General features: G+C 72.6%; 19 protein-coding genes and 3 pseudogenes. 17 read left to right on the top strand and 5 right to left on the bottom strand.

The window, feature by feature from the left end:
- Nucleotides 1-4 precede the first annotated feature (4 nt).
- On the bottom strand, nucleotides 5-793 hold the full coding sequence (locus ACLJN9_RS11595; RefSeq protein ID WP_410811188.1) for a hypothetical protein: 789 nt from the start codon (nucleotides 791-793) through the stop codon (nucleotides 5-7).
- A 300-nt stretch (nucleotides 794-1093) separates the two neighbouring features.
- Between ACLJN9_RS11595 and ACLJN9_RS11590 the strand changes: the two genes are divergently transcribed.
- A complete protein-coding gene (locus tag ACLJN9_RS11590) occupies nucleotides 1094-1642 on the top strand; it encodes a hypothetical protein (protein ID WP_410811187.1) in 549 nt (182 codons plus the stop codon).
- Between the two features lie 53 nt (nucleotides 1643-1695).
- Here ACLJN9_RS11590 and ACLJN9_RS11585 read toward each other — a convergent pair.
- Nucleotides 1696-1839, bottom strand: a pseudogene (locus ACLJN9_RS11585) (SAM-dependent methyltransferase); the annotation flags it as partial.
- Nucleotides 1840-2052: 213 nt separating this feature from the next.
- On the opposite strand from ACLJN9_RS11585, the gene ACLJN9_RS11580 reads away from it, so the two are divergent.
- On the top strand, nucleotides 2053-3195 hold the full coding sequence (locus ACLJN9_RS11580) for a polysaccharide pyruvyl transferase family protein (RefSeq protein ID WP_410811186.1): 1143 nt from the start codon (nucleotides 2053-2055) through the stop codon (nucleotides 3193-3195).
- 8 nt (nucleotides 3196-3203) lie between these two features.
- Here the strand turns inward: ACLJN9_RS11580 and ACLJN9_RS11575 are convergent, their stop codons facing one another.
- Nucleotides 3204-3410, bottom strand: a complete 207-nt coding sequence (locus ACLJN9_RS11575) for a hypothetical protein (RefSeq protein ID WP_410811185.1) — start codon at nucleotides 3408-3410, stop codon at nucleotides 3204-3206.
- 82 nt (nucleotides 3411-3492) lie between these two features.
- On the opposite strand from ACLJN9_RS11575, the gene ACLJN9_RS11570 reads away from it, so the two are divergent.
- From ACLJN9_RS11570 to ACLJN9_RS11555, 4 genes and pseudogenes are all read left to right on the top strand, one after another.
- A complete protein-coding gene (locus ACLJN9_RS11570) occupies nucleotides 3493-3645 on the top strand; it encodes a hypothetical protein (RefSeq protein WP_410811184.1) in 153 nt (50 codons plus the stop codon).
- A gap of 66 nt (nucleotides 3646-3711) precedes the next feature.
- Nucleotides 3712-4182, top strand: a pseudogene (locus ACLJN9_RS11565) (ATP-dependent helicase); the annotation flags it as partial.
- A gap of 75 nt (nucleotides 4183-4257) precedes the next feature.
- Nucleotides 4258-6969: pseudogene (locus ACLJN9_RS11560) on the top strand (DEAD/DEAH box helicase); the annotation flags it as partial.
- Nucleotides 6970-7045: 76 nt separating this feature from the next.
- On the top strand, nucleotides 7046-7954 hold the full coding sequence (locus ACLJN9_RS11555; protein ID WP_410811183.1) for an SWIM zinc finger family protein: 909 nt from the start codon (nucleotides 7046-7048) through the stop codon (nucleotides 7952-7954).
- Between the two features lie 4 nt (nucleotides 7955-7958).
- Here ACLJN9_RS11555 and ACLJN9_RS11550 read toward each other — a convergent pair whose 3' ends face one another.
- Complete coding sequence (locus tag ACLJN9_RS11550; RefSeq protein ID WP_410811181.1) at nucleotides 7959-8216, bottom strand: DUF3040 domain-containing protein; 258 nt, start codon at nucleotides 8214-8216, stop codon at nucleotides 7959-7961.
- A gap of 432 nt (nucleotides 8217-8648) precedes the next feature.
- Here ACLJN9_RS11550 and ACLJN9_RS11545 point away from each other — a divergent pair, with 432 nt between their 5' ends.
- Genes ACLJN9_RS11545 through ACLJN9_RS11525 form a run of 5 tightly spaced genes read left to right on the top strand, consistent with a single transcriptional unit; the run spans nucleotide 8649 to nucleotide 14952 of the window.
- Entirely contained in the window at nucleotides 8649-10760 is a 2112-nt protein-coding gene (locus ACLJN9_RS11545) for a DUF1800 domain-containing protein (protein ID WP_410811180.1), read from the top strand.
- An 8-nt stretch (nucleotides 10761-10768) separates the two neighbouring features.
- A complete protein-coding gene (locus ACLJN9_RS11540) occupies nucleotides 10769-12151 on the top strand; it encodes a DUF1501 domain-containing protein (RefSeq protein ID WP_410811179.1) in 1383 nt (460 codons plus the stop codon).
- Nucleotides 12148-13566, top strand: a complete 1419-nt coding sequence (locus tag ACLJN9_RS11535; RefSeq protein ID WP_410811178.1) for a ferric reductase-like transmembrane domain-containing protein — start codon at nucleotides 12148-12150, stop codon at nucleotides 13564-13566. Before ACLJN9_RS11540 ends, ACLJN9_RS11535 begins: the two co-directional genes overlap by 4 nt.
- An 11-nt stretch (nucleotides 13567-13577) precedes the next feature.
- Entirely contained in the window at nucleotides 13578-14180 is a 603-nt protein-coding gene (locus tag ACLJN9_RS11530; protein WP_410811177.1) for an FMN-binding protein, read from the top strand.
- A gap of 49 nt (nucleotides 14181-14229) precedes the next feature.
- Nucleotides 14230-14952, top strand: a complete 723-nt coding sequence (locus tag ACLJN9_RS11525; protein WP_410811448.1) for an FAD:protein FMN transferase — start codon at nucleotides 14230-14232, stop codon at nucleotides 14950-14952.
- A gap of 302 nt (nucleotides 14953-15254) precedes the next feature.
- On the opposite strand, the gene ACLJN9_RS11520 is transcribed toward ACLJN9_RS11525, so the two are convergent.
- On the bottom strand, nucleotides 15255-15926 hold the full coding sequence (locus tag ACLJN9_RS11520) for a bifunctional DNA primase/polymerase (RefSeq protein WP_410811176.1): 672 nt from the start codon (nucleotides 15924-15926) through the stop codon (nucleotides 15255-15257).
- Between the two features lie 249 nt (nucleotides 15927-16175).
- Here ACLJN9_RS11520 and ACLJN9_RS11515 point away from each other — a divergent pair, with 249 nt between their 5' ends.
- From ACLJN9_RS11515 to ACLJN9_RS11490, 6 genes are all read left to right on the top strand, one after another.
- Nucleotides 16176-17405, top strand: a complete 1230-nt coding sequence (locus ACLJN9_RS11515; protein WP_410811175.1) for a helix-turn-helix domain-containing protein — start codon at nucleotides 16176-16178, stop codon at nucleotides 17403-17405.
- 16 nt (nucleotides 17406-17421) lie between these two features.
- Nucleotides 17422-17994, top strand: coding sequence for a flavoprotein (locus ACLJN9_RS11510; RefSeq protein WP_410811174.1), 573 nt, complete (start codon nucleotides 17422-17424; stop codon nucleotides 17992-17994).
- 116 nt (nucleotides 17995-18110) lie between these two features.
- Nucleotides 18111-18947 carry a Nif3-like dinuclear metal center hexameric protein gene (locus ACLJN9_RS11505; RefSeq protein WP_410811447.1) on the top strand — a complete coding sequence of 279 codons (837 nt, stop codon included), beginning with the start codon at nucleotides 18111-18113 and terminating at the stop codon, nucleotides 18945-18947.
- A complete protein-coding gene (locus ACLJN9_RS11500; protein ID WP_410811173.1) occupies nucleotides 18937-19674 on the top strand; it encodes a zinc ribbon domain-containing protein in 738 nt (245 codons plus the stop codon). The genes ACLJN9_RS11505 and ACLJN9_RS11500 overlap by 11 nt, the downstream gene beginning before the upstream one ends.
- A 3-nt stretch (nucleotides 19675-19677) precedes the next feature.
- Entirely contained in the window at nucleotides 19678-20805 is a 1128-nt protein-coding gene (locus ACLJN9_RS11495; RefSeq protein ID WP_410811172.1) for a bifunctional RNase H/acid phosphatase, read from the top strand.
- A complete protein-coding gene (locus ACLJN9_RS11490) occupies nucleotides 20739-20975 on the top strand; it encodes a putative leader peptide (RefSeq protein ID WP_410811170.1) in 237 nt (78 codons plus the stop codon). The genes ACLJN9_RS11495 and ACLJN9_RS11490 overlap by 67 nt, the downstream gene beginning before the upstream one ends.
- Nucleotides 20976-21056: the final 81 nt, after the last annotated feature.

Below are 21056 nucleotides of genomic sequence, written 5' to 3'. Positions count from 1 at the left end.
CTGGTCACTTCGTGACGAGGGTGCGCAGTGCAGCGATGGCAGCACGATCGCTGACCTCGGCGTAGATCTTCCTGTCGGCGCCGACCATCACCACGTACGGGCATTTCTGGTCGTCGCCGTTCATCTTCCTGTCCAGCAGCTTGCGGCCGGTCGCGGCCTCGTACACCCGCAGTCGCCAGGTGGTCCGCACCAGCTGCACCGTCTGGGGCTTCGGGTCGTCGAACTTGCAGCTGCGGATCGTCGAGCCGGTGCCGACCCGGTCGAGGCAGGCCACCATCTGCACCTTCCTGGGGTCCTTCGCCGCCCACGTCTGCTCGACCTTGGCCGACAGGCCCAGGTCGTAGTAGTAGCCGCTGTCCTGGTAGCGGAGGCCCGGGTATTCCGAGAGGAGCAGGACGACCGGGTGCGGGGCCTTGCCGGCGCGCTTCGGCAGCTCCGGGTAGAAGATGTCCTCGTCGCACACCCGGTCCAGGTCCTCGGTCTTCTCCGCCGGGTACGCGCTGGCCTGCGGCCCCTGCGCCACCGGTTCCTCGCTCTGGTCGGGCAGACCGCTCGCGGTGGGGCTGCCGCCGGTCGTGGGACGCAGCGGCGCCCGGGAGGTCGGGCTGCTGGCCAGCGGGGTCTTCTCGGCACGGAGCAGGAAGAAGCCGCCGACCAGCCCGACGCAGGCCACCAGCACCAGCACCACGACACCCGCGACCGCGGCGACGATGACGCCGGTCTGGCTGGGCTGGGTGGGCGGTGCCGGCGGGGGCGTCCACGTGCTGGCGACCGGCACGGGGTCGACGGGCATGCCCGGAACCGTTCCCGGGGCCCGCGCGTCCTGCGGCGCCTGCGCGTCCTGCGACGTCGCCGGGGGCACCGGATCTGGAACCGGAGTCGGGCTTGCGTCAGGTTCAGGCCCGGTGTCGGCCATGCGGGCGTCCTCTATTCGATCAAGGGGGAGGCGCGACTGTACCAATTCACCGCGTTGGACGTGACACCGTGACCTGGGGGTCGACGTGGCCTCACCGCATCGATGAACCGCTCGGGTCGGCCCGCGTCGACCCCGCCCGGTTCGCGCCTCTGCTTCGGGCGACACCATGATGGGCGTGTGCAGGACACCGTCGCCGTCGCGCTGATCACCTCTCTGTCCACGTTGGCCGCCGCGGCCCTGACCGGGCTGGTCGGCGCGCTCAGCACCCGCCGGCAACTGACCCACCAGCTCAGCGCCGCCCGGCAGGACGACGCCGAGCGGCGGGCCACGCGCCGCGAGGAGCTGCGGCGGGACGCCTACGTCGGGTTGCTGAGCGCCTGCGACCAGGCGTACCGGCGGTTGGACCGGCGGTGGGTCGAGGTCGGCGCGCAGGAGCCGGCGCCCGGCTACGACGAGTCCTACGTGGCGATGCGCGCCGTGGACGAGGCGTACAACCTGGTGTTGCTGGAAGGCCCGGAGGAGGTCGGGTCGGCGGCCCGGTCGGTGCTGGCCAGCATCACCACGGAGTACGCCGACCAGCGCCGCCTCGCCGGTGAGGCGGGCGGCGCGACGGTGCCGCTACGCGAGCGGCACCGGGAGCGCTGGCTCGCCGCCATCGAGGTACGGACGAACCGCCGGATCGCGTTCGTCGACGCCGTACGCCCGGTGCTGAACCGGGACGGGTGATCGCAGCCGGCGCGGATCCCGGTGGCCTTTCGGGGACGTTCGCGCCGGTGCCGTCAACAGGTCAGGACGAGGAGGTCCAGGGCGTCCACCACGGGTCCGGTCTCGGTTCGCGCTGCCTTGTGCAGTCGGGCGACGCCCGCGGCGTACTCGTCGTCGGTGATCAGTTGCAGAGGAGTGTGCGCCTCGCGGCGCAGCGCCGTCGATTCGAGCCATGCCGTCGACTCAACCGCTCGTGCGCTCACACAATCAAGGGCACAGCGGTGTGACGTGCTGCCCAGTCCCACTGTGTGTGACTCGGCCCAAGAAGGGCGAAAGTGCTCGGTGTGGGTGTCCGAGCTGGGACCCCCGGCAGGACTGTTCACCCACCCAGCGGGAACCCGGCCCGTACCGCACCTGGGGAGGAGCGACGGATGACGCACGGCACCGGACTGACCATTGGTGTGCTCGGCTCGTACGGTGGCCGAAACCTCGGCGACGAGGCGATCCTCACCGGTCTGCTCACCGATCTGCGGACGCAGGAGCCGAACGCCCGGATCATCGTCTTCTCCCGCAACCCGGAGCACACCCGAGGCGCCCACCCGGACGTGGAGGCGGTGCCGTGGGAGGGCGTCAGCCGCACCGACTCCGCCCTGGTCCTGGCCCAACTCGACCTGCTCATCCTGGGCGGCGGCGGGATCCTCTACGACCGGGAGGCACGCCGCTACCTGCGGGTGGTCCGGGTCGCCCAGGAGCGGGGCCTGCCCCTGATCACGTACGCCGTGGGCGTCGGGCCGCTCAGCGAGTCGGTGGACACCGGCATGGTCCGGGAAACGCTCTCCAGTGCCGCCCAGGTGACCGTTCGGGACCAGGAGTCCCGGATGGTGCTGGAGGAGGCCGGGCTGCTCAACCCGATCACGGTCACCGCCGATCCGGCGTTCCTGCTCAAGCCGGCGGACTTTCCACCCCACCTGCTGGCCGAGGAGGGTGTTCCGGCCGGCAACCGGCTGGTCGGGATCAGTGTGCGGGAGCCGGGACGGGCCGCCGAGCGCCTCGACGTGGACGGCTACCACCGGTTGCTGGCCCAGATTGGCGACTTCCTGGTGCACCGGATCGACGCGTACGTCCTGTTCGTGCCGATGGAACGCGACGACATCCGGCACGCCCACGGGGTGCTGTCGCACATGGTCGCCGCCGACCGGGGGCGGATCCTGCACGGCACGTACTCACCGGAGCAGGTGCTCGGGTTGATGCGCCACTTCGACCTGGCGGTCGGCATGCGCCTGCACTTCCTGATCTTCGCGGCGATGGTCGGCACCCCGTTCCTGCCGCTGCCGTACGCCGGCAAGGTCTTCGACCTGGCCCAGCGGCTCGGCGTGCCGGCGCTGCGCGGCGTGGAACGGGAGGTCGAGGGGCCGCTACTGGCCGAGGTGGACCGGCTCTGGGACGAGCGGGAGCAGCGCGCCGAGGACACCGCCCGGCGGGTGGCCGAGGTCTGTGAGCTGGCCAGGGGCACCTCCGAGGTCACCCGCGGGGTGCTGGACAGTCTGCGCAGTCACACCCTCACCCGGGTCTGACCAGCCGGTCACACGGCCGGGCCGGTCCACCGGTAGCGCCACTCGCGGTCCTCCTCGCGGGCGGATTCCAACTCGTAGATCTGCGCCTCGGCCAGCCCACCGGACCCGAGGTGGTGGTGGGTCAGCGGTGGGCGGTCGTTGCTGTCCAGCTCGACGGTGACGCTCTGCCCGTCCGCCGCGCCGCCGACGAGGAGGATCTGCACGGATGAAGCCATGCGCCCATCCTGCCCGTCGCGGGGGCCGCTCGCAGCGGATAGCGGGGCAGCGGGACGCTCGGCGCGGAACCAGGGTCGGTGGATGGAGCAGACGATCGATCCGACGCTCGGCCCGGTGCTCGCCCGCACCGGTGACGAGCGTGCCGTACTGGACTCGTTCCTCGACCTCCACCCCGCCGTGGTGCTGGGCGACCGGCGCGGTCTGAGCCTGCGCGGGCGGGTTGCGTGTCGGTGAGTGGGCGCCGACGCCGACCGGTCCGGGCCGCCTATCCTGGGCGCGGGCGGCGACGAGGGGGAGCACGTGCTGGTCATCCACGGGCTGTGGCTGCCCGGCGACGGTTCGACCGCCGGCCTCGCCGTGTGGGCCGAGGACAGCGCCGCGCCGCCGGCCGCGCCGCCACGGCCCGGCCGGGCACCCCGGGAGCGCCCGCACCCCTTCGCCGCCGGGCACGCCGCGCTGGCCACCGCCCTGGCCGGCGCCGCCGAGCCGGCCCGTCCCGACACCGCCCTGCTCACCCTGCCCACCCGGGCCGGCGCGCCGACCGACTCACCCGAGCTGATCCGGACCGACGTCGCACCCCCGGCCCGCGGCCGGCTCACCCTCGCCGGGTGGCGGGTCCCCATCCTGGTGTACGCCCCCGACGACGCCCTGCCACTGCTCCGCTCCCTGGACGACCTCCCGACGGTGCCCGGGGCAACCCTGCGCCACCTCGCCGAACTGGCCGACTTCGCCGCCGACCTGGTGACCCGGGGTCGGGTCCTGCCCGGCGTCGGCACGGCGACGTCGGCCGTCGGCGCGTCCGTGCCGCCGACCGGTGCGGAGTCGACGGACCCGGACGCGCAGGTGACCGCGCTCGCCGTCTGGCGACCGCTGCTGACCGGCACCGACGCCGGTTGGGCGCGGTCGCTGGCGCTGGCCCTGCCACCGGTCGCCCGCGCCGCCGGCACGCTGGTCGGCACTGGGCCGGCGGCTGCCGCGCCGGGTCGGATCGCCTCGGCCCTGCCTCGGTCGGGCAGCACCGAGCTGACGGCGGGTGCGCTGGTCGCGGGCGCGCTGGACGCGCTGACCGACGCCGCCGCCCGGGCGGCACTCGCGACCACGACACTGGGCCGGGGTCTGCGGCCGGGCGGCCCGGCACCGGCCTGGCTGGGAGCGCTCGCCGGCCCGCGCCGCGACTTCACCGTCGACCCGGCGGCGCTGGCCACCCTCCGGGCCGAACTGGACACCTGGCAGCGCGACGCCGCCGGCGGCCCGGTCCGAGCCAGCTTTCGACTGGTGGAGCCGGCCCCGGACGAGGTCACCGAACCGATCCTGGCCACCCGCCCGCACGACGGAGCCGGGCACGTCGCCGCCGACCTGGCCGGCGGTGAGCCGGTCGCCAAGGAGCCGGTCGACGAGGGCCGGTGGCGGCTCGAGTTCGGGTTGCAGGCGGCCGACGAGCCCGGCCTGCACGTCGACGCGGGGCAGGTCTGGCGGGCGCCGCACACGCTCGGGGGCCTGACCGGCCGTACGGGTAGCCCACAGGAGACACTGCTCGCCGAGCTGGGCCGGGCCAGTCGGCTCTGGCCGGACCTGGACGCCGCGCTGCGTACCGCCGCGCCGGAGGCGATGGAGCTGGACGTCGAGGGGGCGCACCGGTTCCTCAGCGAGGGCGCCCCGGTGCTGCACGCGGCCGGCTTCGGGGTGCTGCTGCCGTCCTGGTGGCAGCGCCGGTCGGCGCGGCTCGGCGCTCGGCTGCGCGCGCGTAGCCGGACCGCCCCGGGCACGGTGGCCGGCGCCGACGCCGGGGTCGGGCTGGACGCCCTGGTCGACTACCGCTGGGAGGTGGCGCTCGGCGACCAGCCCCTGTCGGCCGAGGAGTTGGCCGCGCTGGCCGAGATGAAGACGCCTCTGGTGCGGTTGCGCGGCAGGTGGGTGGAACTGGATCCGGGGCGGCTCGCCGCCGGGCTGCGTCTGCTCCGCTCGGCCGGGGAGCTGACCGTCGCCGACCTGCTCCGCCTCGGGTTGGCCGACGGCGAGGACAGCGGGGCGCTGCCGGTGCTGGAGGTGACCGCCGACGGCGCGCTGGGTGACCTGCTGGCCGGTGCGGTCGAGCGCCGGCTCACCCCGCTGGACCCGCCGCCGGGCTTCCAGGGCACGCTGCGGCCGTACCAGCGGCGTGGGTTGGCCTGGCTGGCCTTCCTGCGGTCGCTCGGTCTGGGCGGTGTGCTCGCCGACGACATGGGGCTGGGCAAGACCGTGCAGCTGCTCGCGTTGCTCGCCGGGGACCCCACGGATGCCGGGCCGACCCTGCTGGTCTGTCCGATGTCACTGGTCGGCAACTGGCAACGGGAGGCGGCGCGGTTCACACCGGGGTTGCGTGTCCACGTACACCATGGGGCGGAGCGGGCGCGGGGGGCGGAGTTCACGGCGGCCGCGCACGGCGCGGACCTGGTCCTCACCACCTACTCGGTGGCCGCCCGCGACGCCCTGGACCTGGCGGGAATCGACTGGCACCGGGTGGTGGTGGACGAGGCGCAGGCGATCAAGAACGCCTCGACACGGCAGGCCGAGGCGGTCCGCGCGCTGCCCGCCCGGCAGCGGGTGGCGGTCACCGGTACGCCGGTGGAGAACCGGCTCGCGGACCTGTGGTCGATCATGCAGTTCGCCAACCCGGGCCTGCTCGGCCCGGCCGCGACGTTCCGGAAACGGTTCGCCGAGCCGATCGAGCGGCACGGCGATGTCGAGGCGGCCGAGCGGCTGCGCCGGATCACCGGTCCGTTCGTGCTGCGCCGCCTCAAGACCGACTCGTCGATCATCACCGACCTGCCCGAGAAGTTGGAGATGGAGGTGGTCTGCAACCTCACCGCCGAGCAGGCCGCCCTCTACCGGGTGGTGGTCGACGACATGCTGGCCCGGATCGAAGCCAGCGACGGCATCGAACGCCGGGGTCTCGTGCTGGCCACCATGACCCGGCTCAAGCAGGTCTGCAACCACCCGGCCCAGTTGCTGCGCGACGGCTCACCGCTGGACGGTCGTTCGGGCAAGCTGGCCCGGCTCACCGAGATCCTGGAAGAGGTTCTGGCTGCGGGGGAGCGGGCGCTGCTGTTCACCCAGTACGCGGAGTTCGGCGGGATGCTGCGCGGCCACCTCTCCGCCCGGTTCGGCCGGGAGGTGCTGTTCCTGCACGGTGGGCTCGGCAAGGCCGAGCGGGACGCCATGGTGCAGAGGTTCCAGTCGGCGGACGGGCCACCGCTGTTCGTGCTCTCGCTCAAGGCCGGCGGTACGGGCCTCACCCTGACCGCCGCCAACCACGTGGTGCACGTGGACCGCTGGTGGAACCCGGCGGTGGAGGACCAGGCCACCGACCGGGCGTTCCGGATCGGGCAGCACCGGCGGGTGCAGGTACGCAAGTTCGTCTGCGCCGGCACCGTCGAGGAGAAGGTGGCCGCGCTGATCGCCGACAAGCGCAACCTCGCCGAGCGGGTGGTCGGCACCGGCGAGCAGTGGATCACCGAGCTGTCCACCGGGCACCTGCGGGAGCTGTTCACGTTGGAGGCCGGGGCGGTGGTGGAGTGAGCGAGCGTAGCGAGCGAACCATCAGGCACAGCCGCGTGGTGCCTCATGTCGGCACGGAGCGCAGCGGAGTGCCGGCGTGAGCGACTTCGCCGACTACGGCCGGCCTCGGCGGGTCGACGGCGGTCTGCGGGCACGCAGCGCCCGGGGTGCGATCGGGCGGTCCTGGTGGTCCCGGCGGTTCCTGGAGGTGCTGGAGTCGTTCGCGCTCGGCACCCGGCTGACCCGTGGCCGCTCGTACGCGCGGGCTGGGCAGGTGGTTCGGCTCGCCATCGCGCCGGGCCTGGTCAGCGCCGCTGTCCAGGGCTCCCGGCCGCAGCCGTACGAGGTTTCCATCGCGCTGACGCCGTTCCCGGCCCGGCTCTGGTCCCGGGTCGAGAGGGAGTTGGCCGGTCAGGCGTTCTTCAGCGCCCGACTGCTCGCCGGGGACCTCCCCGACGAGTTGGAGGAGCTGTTCGCCGCCGCCGGGGCGCCGCTCTTTCCGACCGGTGTCACGGAGCTGAAGCAGCGGTGCAGCTGCCCCGACTTCGCGGTGCCGTGCAAGCACCTCGCGGCCACCTTCTATCTGCTGGCCGAGGCGTTCGACGAGGACCCGTTCGAGTTGCTGCACTGGCGCGGCCGTAGCCGCGCGGAGCTGCTCGACCGGCTTCGTGCCCTGCGGGCCGAGGCCACCGGAGCCCCGGTGCCACCCGGACCGGTCACCGCGTCCCCCGCAGACCCGGACGTCGCCGGGTCCCCTGTGGATACCGTCGCACCGCCGGCCGGCGCGGCCCGGGCGCTCGCCGGGCTGTCGGCGACCCCGCTGGCGGAGGCGGTGGACCGGTTCTGGCTGCCGCCGGTACCACTGCCCGATCGGCCGCCCCGGCTGGCGACCGGGCCGGACCTGCTGCTGCGCCAGCTCGGGCCACCGGCGCCGGCGATCGGCGGGCCGGGACTGCTCGAACGGCTGCGCCGGGCGTACCGGGCGCTCGGCCCGCCCGACCGGTGACCGGTCACGTCCAGCGGCGACGGAACCGCCACATGAGCGCGGCGTTCGCCACCAGCACCACCGCGCAGATCGCGCCGGCCAGCCGGCCGGCGAACACGGTCATCGCCGGCAGCGACGCCCACAGCACGATGGTCAACAACATCAGGTAGCGGCCTCGCCGGGCCCGGACCCGATGGTCCAGCCGGTTGAAGAAGGCCGGGTCGCTCTCCCGGAGCTGACGGGTGATCTGGTCGAACCTGCGCTGATCCTCTTTGCTGAGCATGGCGCTGCCTTCCCCTCACGCGTCCAGCGGTTCGGCGGCATACCCGCTGCGGCGGCGGCTCACGCTCACCCTCTGGTGCTACTTTTCCTCCGCTCCGAGGACGTCTCACGTCCGGCTTATCCGAACCTTAAGTTTGTCTGTGGTGGCGAACGGCGCCGAAAGTGTCGCGGAGGGCGGCGCGGTCCGATCCGTACCCGGCTGCCGGACGTCCGCCCTGCTGGGAAGGTCCGTCGACCGCCCCGGTGCGCGGCTCGCCACCGATGCGGCGCTGAGCGCTGTCTTAAGTGCCCCCACGAGGGCGTTCAGCCCGTCTTGAAGGCTTCTCACGCACTGGCTACCTTGCCGTAGCAACCCCCTCAGGCAACAGTCGCCGCACCTGCCGCACCTGCCCGGTCGCAGCTTTCGGCGCTCATCAGAAATCGGGATTGGTACATGGCCGACCAGAATGTGCCACCACGTCGACCGCGGGACGACCGCGGCTGGGACGGACGCCAGCACCACACCTCCGACGCGTACGGCGACCACAACACGTCCGCGCCGTACGGGTACGAATCGCCCCACCCCTACCAGGGCGGCTACCCGGCTGAGCAGTACACCGACGGCTACGCGAACCCCGGACACCCCGCCCCCGCCCCGCGCGGGCCGCAGTGGGTCGGCCCGGAGGGTCTCGGACGCCCGGCTCCGACCGGTGGCGGACTGCCCACCCTGGACGATGGCGACGAGCCCGGCCGCAAGGTCGGCCGGCGCAAGGCCATGGTGGCGCTCGGCGGCACCGCCGCCGTCGTCGCCGGTGGCGCGGCACTCGCCATGACGCCGCAGTTCCGCGGCCTCTTCTCCGACGACGCGGCGGCCGGCGACGCGACCGGCAGCACCGTCACGGACGGCACCGCTGCGCGGCCCAGCGGCCAGCAGCCCAGCACGGTGCGCACCTACACCGAGCAGAACGAGAGCTACATGGGCTCCCGGGCCGGCGAGGCGCTGAAGAAGAACGCGCCCGTGGGTGGACGGACCTTCTCCGGCCCGGCCGCGGCCGCGGCGGAGACCAAGGTGACCGTCAAGACGGTGCTCGCCAAGGACCCGATCCTGCACCTGGCCAGGCGGGCCACCTTCGGGGCGACGCCCGCGGTGATCGCCGACATCAAGTCGCAGGGCATCGACGGCTGGATCCGCTCGCAGCTCACCCCGGAGAAGCTCGAGCCGAGCAAGGCCGAGCTGAAGCTCGCCGAGCTGCCCACCCAGAAGCTCAACGTGGAGCAGTTGCGCACCCAGCGGGACCAGCTCAACGAGCGCGGCGCCCAGCCGGAGCGTGAGGTGGTGGACGCGACCATCGCCCGGCAGATCTGGTCCAAGCGCCAGCTGTTCGAGGTGATGGTCGACTTCTGGAACGACTACCTGCACGTTGCCGCGGACTTCGACGGTGGCGAGGTGTACCGCACCTCGTTCGACCAGGACGTGATCCGCAAGCACGCGCTGGGCAGCTACCCGGAGATGCTGGTCGCCGCGAACAAGCACCCGGCACTGCTGATCTACCTGAACCAGAAGGACTCCAGCAAGGACGCGATCAACGAGAACCTCGCCCGGGAGAACCTGGAGCTCTACTCGGTCGGTGTGGACGGCGGCTACCAGGAGGGCGACGTCCGGCAGGCCGCCATGCTGCAGACCGGCCGGGGCGTCAACGACAAGGGTGAGTACGTCCTCAACCCGTTCAACCACTACATCGGCAAGGTGAAGATCCTCGGCTTCACCAACCCGAACGCGTTCACCCTGCCCAACCCGAACGACGAGAAGGCCGTCAAGAAGGTTGCGACGGCCATGGACGTGGCGATCGACAAATACATCACCTACATCGCGCTGCACCCGTCGACCGCCAAGTACGTGGCGCAGAGCCTGGCGACCCGGTTCGTCTCGGACACCCCGCCGAAGTCCCTGGTGGACCGGCTGACGAAGACCTACATCACCAACAAGGGCCTGATCAAGCCGGTGTTGATCGCGTTGTTTAGCTCCTCGGAGTTCTGGGCCGCCGTGGGTCAGAAGGTGCGCCGGCCGATGGAGTACCTGGTCTCCACGTACCGGGTCCTGGGCGTGTCGCCGGATCCGTCGCCGAAGCACAACAACGGTGACAACAAGCGCACCCCGTACGCGCAGGGCCTGCGGCAGATCCAGGACAAGCTGCGCGAGCTGGGCCAGTACCCGATGGGTCAGCCCACCCCGGACGGCTACCCGGACGTCTACGTCGCCTGGACCTCGGCCGGCACCATGGTCAACGGCTGGAACGAGGCAGGCGAGATCGCCGCCGGTTACCGCACCACCTTCACGTACACCGCTCCGGAGAAGCTGGTCGCCAAGCCGCCGGCCACCGCCGGTGCGTACGTGGACGCGCTCGCCCAGCGGTTGGTGAACCAGAAGCTGACCGCCCGCGAGAAGAACCTGGTCCTCGGCGTGGCCGGTGTGCCGGCGACCGCCAAGGTCGACGCCACGTTGAACGGGGCCATCACCGCCGTCGCGCGGGCGATCCTCGCTTCCCCCCAGCACCACCTCCGGTGAGGCACCCGATGGAGAAGACTGTGTACAACACCTTTCCGCTGCACCCCGAATGCACCGACCTGAGCCGGTTGGCCGACAACCCGGCCGAGGCGCTGCTGCGCGCCGAGGCCGACATCGTCGCCGCCGAGAACGCCGCCGAGGTCGACCGTTACCGCCGCCTGGAGGACCTGGAAGAGGCCCAGCAGGACGGTCGCGGCGTCACCCGACGGACCTTCGTTGCCGGTGCCGCGGCCACGGCCACCGCGCTGGCCACCGCCCAGTTCGTCACCACCTCGGCGTCGTTCGCGGCGACCAAGACCGGCACGCTGATCCACGTCTTCCTCTACGGCGGGTTGGACGGGTTGAGCCTGGTCGCGCCGGACAACGACCCGGTGCTCGCCAAGGACCGCCCCGACCTGCTGCTCGGCAACGACTCGCTGGCGCTGAGCCGTGGGTTCAAGCTGACCAGCGCGTTCAAGCCGCTGGAGCAGTGGCTCAAGAACGGCCAGTTGGGCTTCATCCCGGCGGTTTCCGACGAGCGGCTGTCCCGTAGCCACTTCCAGGCCGCGGATGCCTGCAACCTGGGCGGGCTGCCCAACGAGACCGGCGGTCGGGGCTGGCTGGACGGTCTGGTCGACAACCTCGGCAAGGGCACCGCGTTCCGCAGCGTCGGCATCGGCGGCACGCTGCCCCGCTCGCTGGTCGGCAACAACGGCGCGCTGTCGTTGAACAACGTCGGCTCGCTGCGGCTCAACGGTGACGACCGGTTCCGGGCCGCCACCGAGAAGGCGATCAGGGGGCTCTTCACCGGGATCAACCACCCCGTCGAGGAGGCCGTGCAGGAGGGCATGGGCGCTCTGGCCACCGCCCAGAAGCTCGCCGCCAAGCCCTACCAGCCGGCCGAGGGCGTCAAGTACGAGGGCGTCGGCAACGCGTTCGAGCAGCTCGCCCAGCTCATCAAGGGCGGCGCGAACGTGCGGGTCGCCACCGTCGGTATGGGTGGCTACGACACCCACGAGAACCAGGGCACCCGCGAGGGCGGTCAGCTGCACCGCCGGCTGGGCGAGCTGGCCAGCGCGATGGCCGCGTTCTTCACCGACCTCGGCCCGCAGGCCGCCGACGTGACGATCCTGGTGTCCAGCGAGTTCGGCCGGCGGATCGCCTCCAACAAGGGTGGCAGCGACCACGGGCACGGCGGAGTGGTCACCGTGCTCTCCGGCAGGAAGCTGGCCGGCTCGCTGCTCGGCGCCTGGAACGGCCTGGACAAGCCGGACTCCGGGGATGTGCCGGAGTACAACAACATGTTCAACGTCTACGGTTCCGTGGCGCAGGGGCGGTTCGGGCTCACCAACGCGGAGGTGCAGAAGATCTTCCCCCGCATGAAGTTCGCCCCGATGAAGCTCTACGCGTGACGCATTCGCACACCCACGCCGCCGGCCGCCGTACCGGGACTCCGTCCCGGCACGGCGGCCGGACGGCTGAGCCCGTACCCCCGCAGATCCCGGCCCGACGCGGGCCCGGCGGCCGGCGGCTGCTGGCCGCGCTGCTCCTGGTCGGCCTGCTCGCCAGCGTGCTGCCCTGGTGGCTGGGCACCCCGGCCGGTTCGCTGCGGACCACCGCGGCCACGGTGACCGCGGCGGGCCGGATCACCGGCCTGGTCGCCGGCTACCTGCTGCTGGTGCAGGTGCTCTTGATGAGCCGCCTGCGGCTGGTCGAGCGATGGATCGGCGGCGAGCACCTGAGCCGCTGGCACCGCGACGTCGGCGCCACCCTGCTGGTCGCCATGCTGGCGCACGTCTCGCTGATCCTGGTCGGCTACGCCGATCTGCGTAACCACTCGGTCCTCGCCGAGGTCGGCACGCTGCTCGGCACCTACGAGGACATGGTCTCGGCGTTCGTCGCCGCCGGCATCCTGGTGGTGGTCGGCTTCAGCAGCATCCGCGGAATCCGGCGGGCGCTGCCCTACGAGCTGTGGCACCTGCTGCACCGGTCGAGCTACCTGGTGCTGCTGCTCGGCTACGGGCACCAGTTCAGCCACGGCGGTCAGCTCTACAAGCCCGGCCCGGTGCGCACCGGTTGGATCGCCCTCTACCTGCTGGTGGTCGCCGCCCTGCTCTGGGGTCGGGTGATCACGCCGTTGGTGTTCAATCTGCGGCACCGGCTGCGGGTCGCCGACGTGGTCGCGGAGAGCCCGGACACCATCTCCATCTACCTCACCGGCGACCGGCTGGACCGGTTGGAGATGCTCGGTGGGCAGCACTTCCGCTGGCGCTTCCTCACCCGCGGCTGCTGGTGGCAGTCGCACCCGTTCTCCGTCTCCGCCGCGGCCAACGGCCGCTGGCTGCGGCTCACCGTCAAGGTCGTCGGCGCGCACACCGGGGACCTGCGCAACCTGGAACCGGGCAACCGGGTCTGGGCGCAGGGCCCGTCGGGCACCTTCACCGCCGCGCACCGGGTCCGCGACCGGGCACTGCTGATCGCCGGCGGCAGCGGCATCACCCCGATCCGGGCCATGCTGGAGGAACTGCCGCCCGGTGCCGCGCTGATCTACCGCGCCCGTACCCCGGCGGACGTGCTGCTCGGCCGGGAGCTGGACTGGCTGGCCCAGGCCCGCGACACCTCGATCTGGTACGTCATCGGCTCCCGCGACGATCCCGGCCCGCGCCAGATGATGAGCCCGGACGGCCTGCGCCAACTGGTGCCCGACGTGGCCCGGCGCGACGTCTACCTGTGCGGGCCACCCGGACTGGTGGAACAGTCGGTAGCCGCGCTGCGGCGCGCCGGCGTGCCCCGCCGGCAGATCCACCTGGCCACCTTCGAGTTGTAGGAAGGCATTCCATGCGCCGCGCGTTCCTCGCGATCACCGGTCTGGCCGCCAGCACCACCGCGCTGGTGGTGCTCAAGGGCTCGCCGGGCACCTCCCAGGTCGCCCAGGACCTGCCCACCGGGCAACTGGTGACCCCCACCCCGCAGGGCGTGGGCCCGAGCGTCGCACCCGGGGCTCCCGGTGCCGGCCCGGCCGGCCCGAATCCGTCGGAAAGCGCCGACGCCCCGGTGTCGCCCAAGCCGAGCAAGAGCACCGCACGCCCGTCCGGCACCCGCACCACGGCGAAGGCACCCGCCGCGCCGCGCACCACCAAAGCACCCCAGCCGACCACCCGCCGGGTCACCGGACCCCCGGTGGACACGGCCAACGGCTACGGGACGGTGGTGGTGCAGATCGTCGTCTCCGGCAACAGGATCGTCGACGCCACCACCGTGTCCCTGCCCAGCGGCGGCGAATCCGACATCCACAGCGGTGACGTCCGGACCAAGTACAACAACCCCGGAGGCGAGGTGGTGCAGAAGCAGAGCGCCAACCTCAACACCGTCTCCGGCGCCACCGCGACCAGCAACGCGTACAAGACCTCGCTGCGAGCCGCGATCGAGGAGGCGTTCTGAGGTGCCGGCGGCGCTGACCCGACCCGGGCTGTGCCGGGTCGAGCACATCATGGGTACGACGATCAGCCTGGACCTCGCCGACGATCTGCCCCCGGCACGCCTGCACGAGCTGGCCGATCAGGTCTTCGACTGGATGCGCGAGGTGGACGCCCGGTTCAGCACCTACCGGGCCGACAGCGAGGTGTGCCGCTTCGACCGGGGCGAGGTGCTGCTCTCCGAGGCATCTGCGGACCTGCGGTTCGTGCTGGAGGCGTGCGCCGACCTGTGGGGCGCCACCGACGGGTTCTTCGACGCGTACGCCACCGGACGACTCGACCCGTCCGGCTTCGTGAAGGGCTGGGCGGCGCAGGTCGCCTCGGACCGGCTGCTCGCCGCCGGCGCGGCGAACCACTGCGTGAACGCCGGCGGCGACGTACGGGTGCGCGGCTTCTCCCCGTCCGCCGAGCCGTGGCGGATCGGCATCCGGCATCCCTGGGACGAGATGGCGGCCTGCCTCGTGGTCGCCGGGACGGACCTGGCCGTCGCCACGTCCGGCGTCTACGAGCGGGGTCGGCACGTGCTGGACCCGCGCCGGGGCGTGCCGGCCGGCGGGCTGCGCTCGGTGACCGTGGTCGGCACCGACCTCGGGGCGTCCGACGCGTACGCCACGGCGGCCCTGGCCATGGGGGCCGCCGGAATCGGGTGGCTGGGCCGACTCGCCGACCACAGCCACGCCGTGATCACCGACGACGCCCGCCAGTTCCTCTCCGGCGACCTGCCCCTGACGGACTAGCGGGACGGTCTAGCGGAGCGGGCGGTGGGTGCCGGCAGGACGGGAACCGGTGGGCCGGGGACGGCCCGGCCGGGAGCCGGACGGGCGGGTGCCGGCCCACCGGTGCCGTGGGTGGCTGCGCCGGGGCGGCTCGGTGCCGCCGGGATGAGGCGCTCTGTCGTCCGTGGACATCGGTCCCCCGTTCGTGGCGCGCGTTCGCGCCGTCCCCCTGTCAACGAGCACCGACGCCCCGGCGACGCTGTCGGCGACCGGATGGAATCGCCCACCGGGCCGGTTCACGTGCCCCGTCGGGGCAGCAGCCGTCACATGCCCCGCCGGGGCAGCGGCAGGTGACCGGGGAGCAGATCGGGGGCGAGCGTCACCCCGGTGGCGTGCAGCGCCTCGATCAGGGTGTTCTGCACGAGGTAGGAGTCGGGAAGCTGCCAGCGGGCCTGCTCCGGGGCGACCGCCCAACGCACCGGCCCCTCCGGCAGTCGGGTGGGCGGCGCCGGGATCCACGAGCCCGGCCCGTGCCGGACGACGTGGAAGCAGTGCTCCAGCTCCGGCCGGAGCGGATCGCCGGGGCGGACCAGGAACATCCACCGCCCGGTGGGGGTGACCAGCACCGGCCCGCGTACGCCGGTGCCGGCCGGGTGGGTCTGCACCGCGTCGAGCACGTGCCGGCCGAGGTGGGCGGGCACCTCCAGCACGTCGAAGGCCCGACCGGTGGGCAGCAGGACGCCGTGCGGGCGGCTCCGCCACCAGGTGGCCACCCGGGCCGGGTCGGCGCTGGCGGCCAGCTCCCAGTTCTCCAGCGCCGGGTGGCAGCCCACGGTCGGGCAGCCGGCTCGGCCGCAGACGAAGCGGCTGCGGGCCAGACAGGCGCCCGGGGTGACCTCCCACCCGTGTGCGGCGTACCGCACGGCGACCCGGCGCAGCCGGACCCGTTCCAGCGGTGACAGTTCAGCGACCCGCGGTCCGACGTTTCCCCACATGTTTCCCATCTCCCCTGGCCTGGCCCGGCTGACGCCAGGTCGCATGTCGAGCACCGTCACTGCCGTAACCCACGATCGTTGAGGTTGACGAACGGCTCGTGCAACTTGCACGAAAAGTACGAGGACTGGCTGTACGGCTGACGTACTAGCTGTGCGACCAGGGAAAACCTGAAGATGAACGAGTATCGCCGCGCCCGCGGACATCGCCCAGGCCCGATGGGTCGGGGCGGCAGGGGAGGGGATGGGGAGATGGACGAGCTACCCATAGGGCGGCGAGTGGCCTACTGGCGGGGGCGACGCAAGATGTCGCAGCAGGTCTTCGCGGACCGGTTGGGCAAGTCGAAGAGCTGGGTGGACAAGGTCGAGCGGGGCGTCCGTCGGTTGGACAAGTTCTCGGTCCTCTACGAGATCGCCGACATCCTCCAGGTGGACGTCCAGCTGCTGATGGGCAAGGACCCGGAGCGGCGCACCGATGCGCTGAACTGCATCGACCAGGTCGAGGTGCAGGAGATCCGTGCCGCGCTCGAGCGGTACGACTCGATGAGCGCGTACTTCGACGCGGCGCCGTGCCCGCCGCCGCTGGACGACATGCGCAAGGCCGTCAACCACGCCTGGCTCACCTACCAGTACGGCCGCTACGGGATGCTCACCCGGGCGCTGCCCAAGCTGCTGCGCGACGCCCAGGCGGCCGACGCCGGCCACGGCGGTGACCAGGCGCCGGAGGCCGCCCACCTGCTCGGGCAGGTCTACCAGATCGCCTCCTCGGTGCTGCGCAAGCTCGGTGAGTGCGAGCTGGCCTGGCTGGCCGCGGACCGGTCGATGGCGGTGGCCCAGCGGGCCGACGACCCGCTGCTGGCCGGCATTGCCACGACCCGGGTCTGCAACGCCCTGGTCGCGATGGGTCGGGCCCGCCCGGCACTGGAACTGAACGTCCAGATCGCCAACCGGCTGGCACCCGGCGGAAGCAACGAGGTCTCTCCGGCCCGGCTCTCCGTCTACGGGATGCTGCTGCTCCAGGGTGCGATGGCGGCCTCCCGGATCGGCGACTCGGCCAGTGTCGACGACCTGATCAACTGCGCCGAGGAGGCCGCCAACCGGCTCGGCAGCGACCAGAACCACTACTGGACCTCGTTCGGCCCGACCAACGTCGAGCTGCACCGGGCCGCCGCCGCGGTGGAGCTGGGCGACGGGGGCCGCGCGGTGGAGGTGCACCAGTTGCGCATCCTGGAGCCCTCGTTCAATGCGCTGCTGCCCGAACGTCGCGCGCACCACCTGCTCGACATCGCCCGCGGGTACGCCCAGATGGGCGACGTGGCGAATGCCGGCGAGATGCTGCTGCTCGGCGATCGACTCGCCCCGTCCGAGATCCGCTGCCGGCCGATCGCCCACGAGGTGATGTCGGACATCCTGCGTCGCACACGTGGTGCGCCGCCTTCTCCGGTAGCGGAGTTGGCTGAGCACATGGGAGTAGGGGTATGAGCGCGGAGCCGGTTTGATGGCCGGTTCGCAACACGTCAGCGAGCACCGCGAGGTGCTCTATGTCATCGCCTGCGGTTCGCCGCTGGCGCGACACGTCGGGCGCCTGGTCGACCTGGCTCAGCAGGACGGATGGGAGGTGTGCGTCGTCGCCACACCGGACGGCGCCAAGTTCGTCGACAAGCCGGCCCTGGCCCGGCAGACCGGCCACCCGGTGCGGACGCACTACAAGAACCCCGGTGATCCGGATGTGCTGCCGCCCGCCGACGCCATGATCGTCTGCCCGGCCACCGTGAACACGATCAACAAGTGGGCGGCCGGGATCGCGGACACCCTGGCGCTCGGGTTGCTGGTCGAGGCGCAGGGCAAGGGGCTTCCGATCGTGGCGGTGCCGTACACCAACGCCGCGATGGCCGCCCACCCGGCGTTCCGGGCCGGTATCGCGCGGTTGACCGAGTGGGGCGTCACGGTGCTCTTCGGCGACCACGTGGTCGCCCTGCACCCGCCGGGAACGGGCGAGCAGCACCTTGACGCGTTTCCCTGGCCGATGCCGCTGGCAACGCTGGGCAGCGTCTCCTGGAGCGCCGCCTAGCGGCCAGATCGCCCGCCTGACCGGCGCGGCCGGGCCGGGCGTCGCCGCCGGACGGCCGCGCGCCGGTAAGCTGGCCCGCCGTGAGCGTATGCGGATCCACCCCCACGGTGACCGACGTGGTGGCCGAGCTGGAACGGCGCTATCCGCCGACCTGGGCGGAGGAGTGGGACCGGGTGGGCCTGGTGCTCGGCGAGCCTGCGGCCCCGGTCCGCCGGGTGCTCTGCGTGGTCGACGTGGTGCCGGAGACGGTCGCCGAGGCGCTGGCCGTCGGCGCCGACATGATCGTCGCGCATCACCCGCTCCTGCTGCGCGGGGTCTCCTCGGTCGCCCCGACGACGGTCAAGGGGCGGATCATCCACCAGTTGATCCGGGCGGGGGTGGCGCTCCACGTGGCGCACACCAATGCCGACGTGGCGTCCCCGGGGGTCTCCGACGCCCTCGCCGCCCGGCTCGGTCTGACCGGCCTGCGCCCGCTGCAGCGGCCCGCGCCCTCCTCGCCCGCGTACGGCCACGACCGGGGTGTCGGCCGGATCGGTGAGCTGCCCCGCCCGATGACCCTGGCCGAGCTGACCCGGCATGCCGCCGCCGTGCTCCCCGTCACGTCCTGGGGAGTTCGCGCGGCGGGGGACCCCGGGCGTATGGTTCGTACCCTCGCCGTCAGCGGCGGGTCGGGGGACAGCTTCCTCGGCGCCGCGACCGCCGCCGGGGTGGACGCGTTCCTCACCGCCGACCTGCGGCACCACCCGGCAAGCGAGCACGTCGCCGCCGATGGTCCCGCCCTGATCGACGCCGCCCACTGGGCGACCGAACGACCGTGGCTGGACGATCTGGCGGCCCTCCTGCGGGAGGCGCCGGGCGTCGAGACGCTGGTGTCCGACCTGGACACCGACCCATGGACCGTACACGCCGCCGCACCCGTTGTGGACGACAAGGAGCCCGACCGTGAAGGCTGACCCCCAGGTGCAGCGCCGCCTGCTCGACCTCCAGGCGATCGACACCAACCTCGCCCAGCTCGCCCATCGTCGGCGTTCGCTGCCCGAGCGGGCCGAGCTGGAGGCGCAGGCCCGGGAGCTGTCGTCGCTGGAGGACGAGCGGGTCCGCGCCCAGGTGGCGGTCGACGACCTGGACCGCGACATCGCCCGGTTGGAGAAGGACGTCGAGCAGGTCCGCGCCCGCAAGGAGAAGGACCAGAACCGGCTGGCCGCCGGCACCGGCCCGGCCCGGGAGCTGGAGGCGCTCCAGCACGAGCTGGTCTCGCTGAACCGGCGCCAGGGCGACCTGGAGGACGCCGAGTTGGAGTTGATGGAGCAGCGGGAGACCGCGCAGGGCGTGCTGGACGGCGTGGAGCAGCGGCTGGCCGACACCCGGGACAAGCGGGCCGCGACCGAGCAGCGCCGCGACGACGCGCTGGCCGAGATCGCCAAGGAGGAGGAGTTCAAGCGGGGGGCCCGCGGGCCGCTCGCCGCCGACCTCCCGAGCGAGCTGGTCACCCTCTACAACAAGATCCGCGAGGACACCGGGCTCGGTGCCGCGCTGCTCACGGCGCACCGCTGCGGCGGGTGCCGGCTGGAGCTTTCCGGCGCCGATCTGGCGCGGATCCGCAAGGCCGCCCCGGACGACGTGGTCCGCTGCGAGGACTGCCGACGGATCATGGTCCGCACCAACGAGTCGGGTCTGTAGGTCGTGGCGCCGCGCGTGGTCGTCGTCGAGGCCGACGGCGGGTCCCGGGGCAACCCCGGCCCGGCCGGCTACGGCGCCCTGGTGCGGGACCCGGAGACCGGCGAGGTGCTGGCCGAGCGCTCCGAGTCGCTCGGCACGGCGACCAACAACGTCGCCGAGTACCAGGGGTTGATCGCCGGTCTGACCGCCGCCGCCGAGCTGGGCGTCGCCGAGGTGGACGTCCGGATGGACTCCAAGCTGGTGGTCGAGCAGATGTGCGGTCGGTGGCAGATCAAGCACCCCGGTCTGCGACCGCTCGCCGCCCAGGCGGCCGGGCTGGTGGGACGGTTCAGCGCGGTCCGGTTCACCTGGATCCCCCGCGAGCAGAACCGGCACGCTGACGCGCTGGCCAACGCCGCCATGGACGCCGCCGCCGGTCGACCAGAGCCGGCCACACCCGCCGCCCCGGTCGTGGGCAGCGACCCGGCGACCGCGCCGCCGTCCTGGGAGCCGCGGCCGAGCTTCACCGCCACCCGGTTGATCCTCGTCCGGCACGGCGAGACCGCGTACACCGAGCAACGGCGCTACTCCGGCCGCGGCGACGTCCCGCTCTCCGGGCGCGGCCGGGCCCAGGCCGGGGCCACCGCCACCCGGGTGGCCGCGCTGGCCCCGTCCGTCGCGGCCGTGCTCAGCTCACCGCTGTCCCGGTGTACGTCCACCGCGGCGGCGATCGCCGGGGCGCTCGGGAACGTGCCGGTCCGCACCGAGGACGACCTGATCGAGTGCGACTTCGGCCAGTGGGAGGGTCGCACCTTCGCCGAGGTACGCCAGCAGTGGCCGGGGGAGATGGACGCCTGGCTCGCCTCTGCCCGGATCGCCCCGCCGGGTGGTGAGTCGTTCACCCGTGTCGCCGAACGTGCACACCGCGTCATCGCCGGGCTGCTCACCGCGTACCCCGGGGAGACCGTGGTGGTCGTCTCGCACGTCTCGCCGATCAAGCTGGTGCTGCGCGACGCGCTCGCCGCCGGCGACGGTTTCCTGCACCGGCTCTTCCTGGACGCGGCCGGTATCTCGGTGCTCGACATGTGGCCCGACGGCGGCGTCGCGGTGCGGACGGTCAACGACACCGCCCACCTCGCCAAGATCGACTAATTCCCATCTGTCGGGAGGGTTTCGGCTCCACGGTCCGAACCTGTGCGGTAACTGTTGACAGTGGATGGCGGCCGATTCAAGATCGGTTGGTGCGAAGCGTTCACCTGACGAAGCGGGGTCACATCGACCTCCTGCGCGTCGCCAGCGCCGCCTGTCGACGCTCCATCTGACGCCGGGTCCCTCTTTCTCGCACGCAGCAGGCACATCCCACCACCGCAGGTCTCCGGCCCTGCGGCGCGTTCGCCTGCGCG

The organism is Micromonospora sp. 067-2, from assembly GCF_046549295.1.
GTDB lineage: Bacteria > Actinomycetota > Actinomycetes > Mycobacteriales > Micromonosporaceae > Micromonospora.
This window is presented reverse-complemented; position numbering and strand designations above follow the sequence as displayed.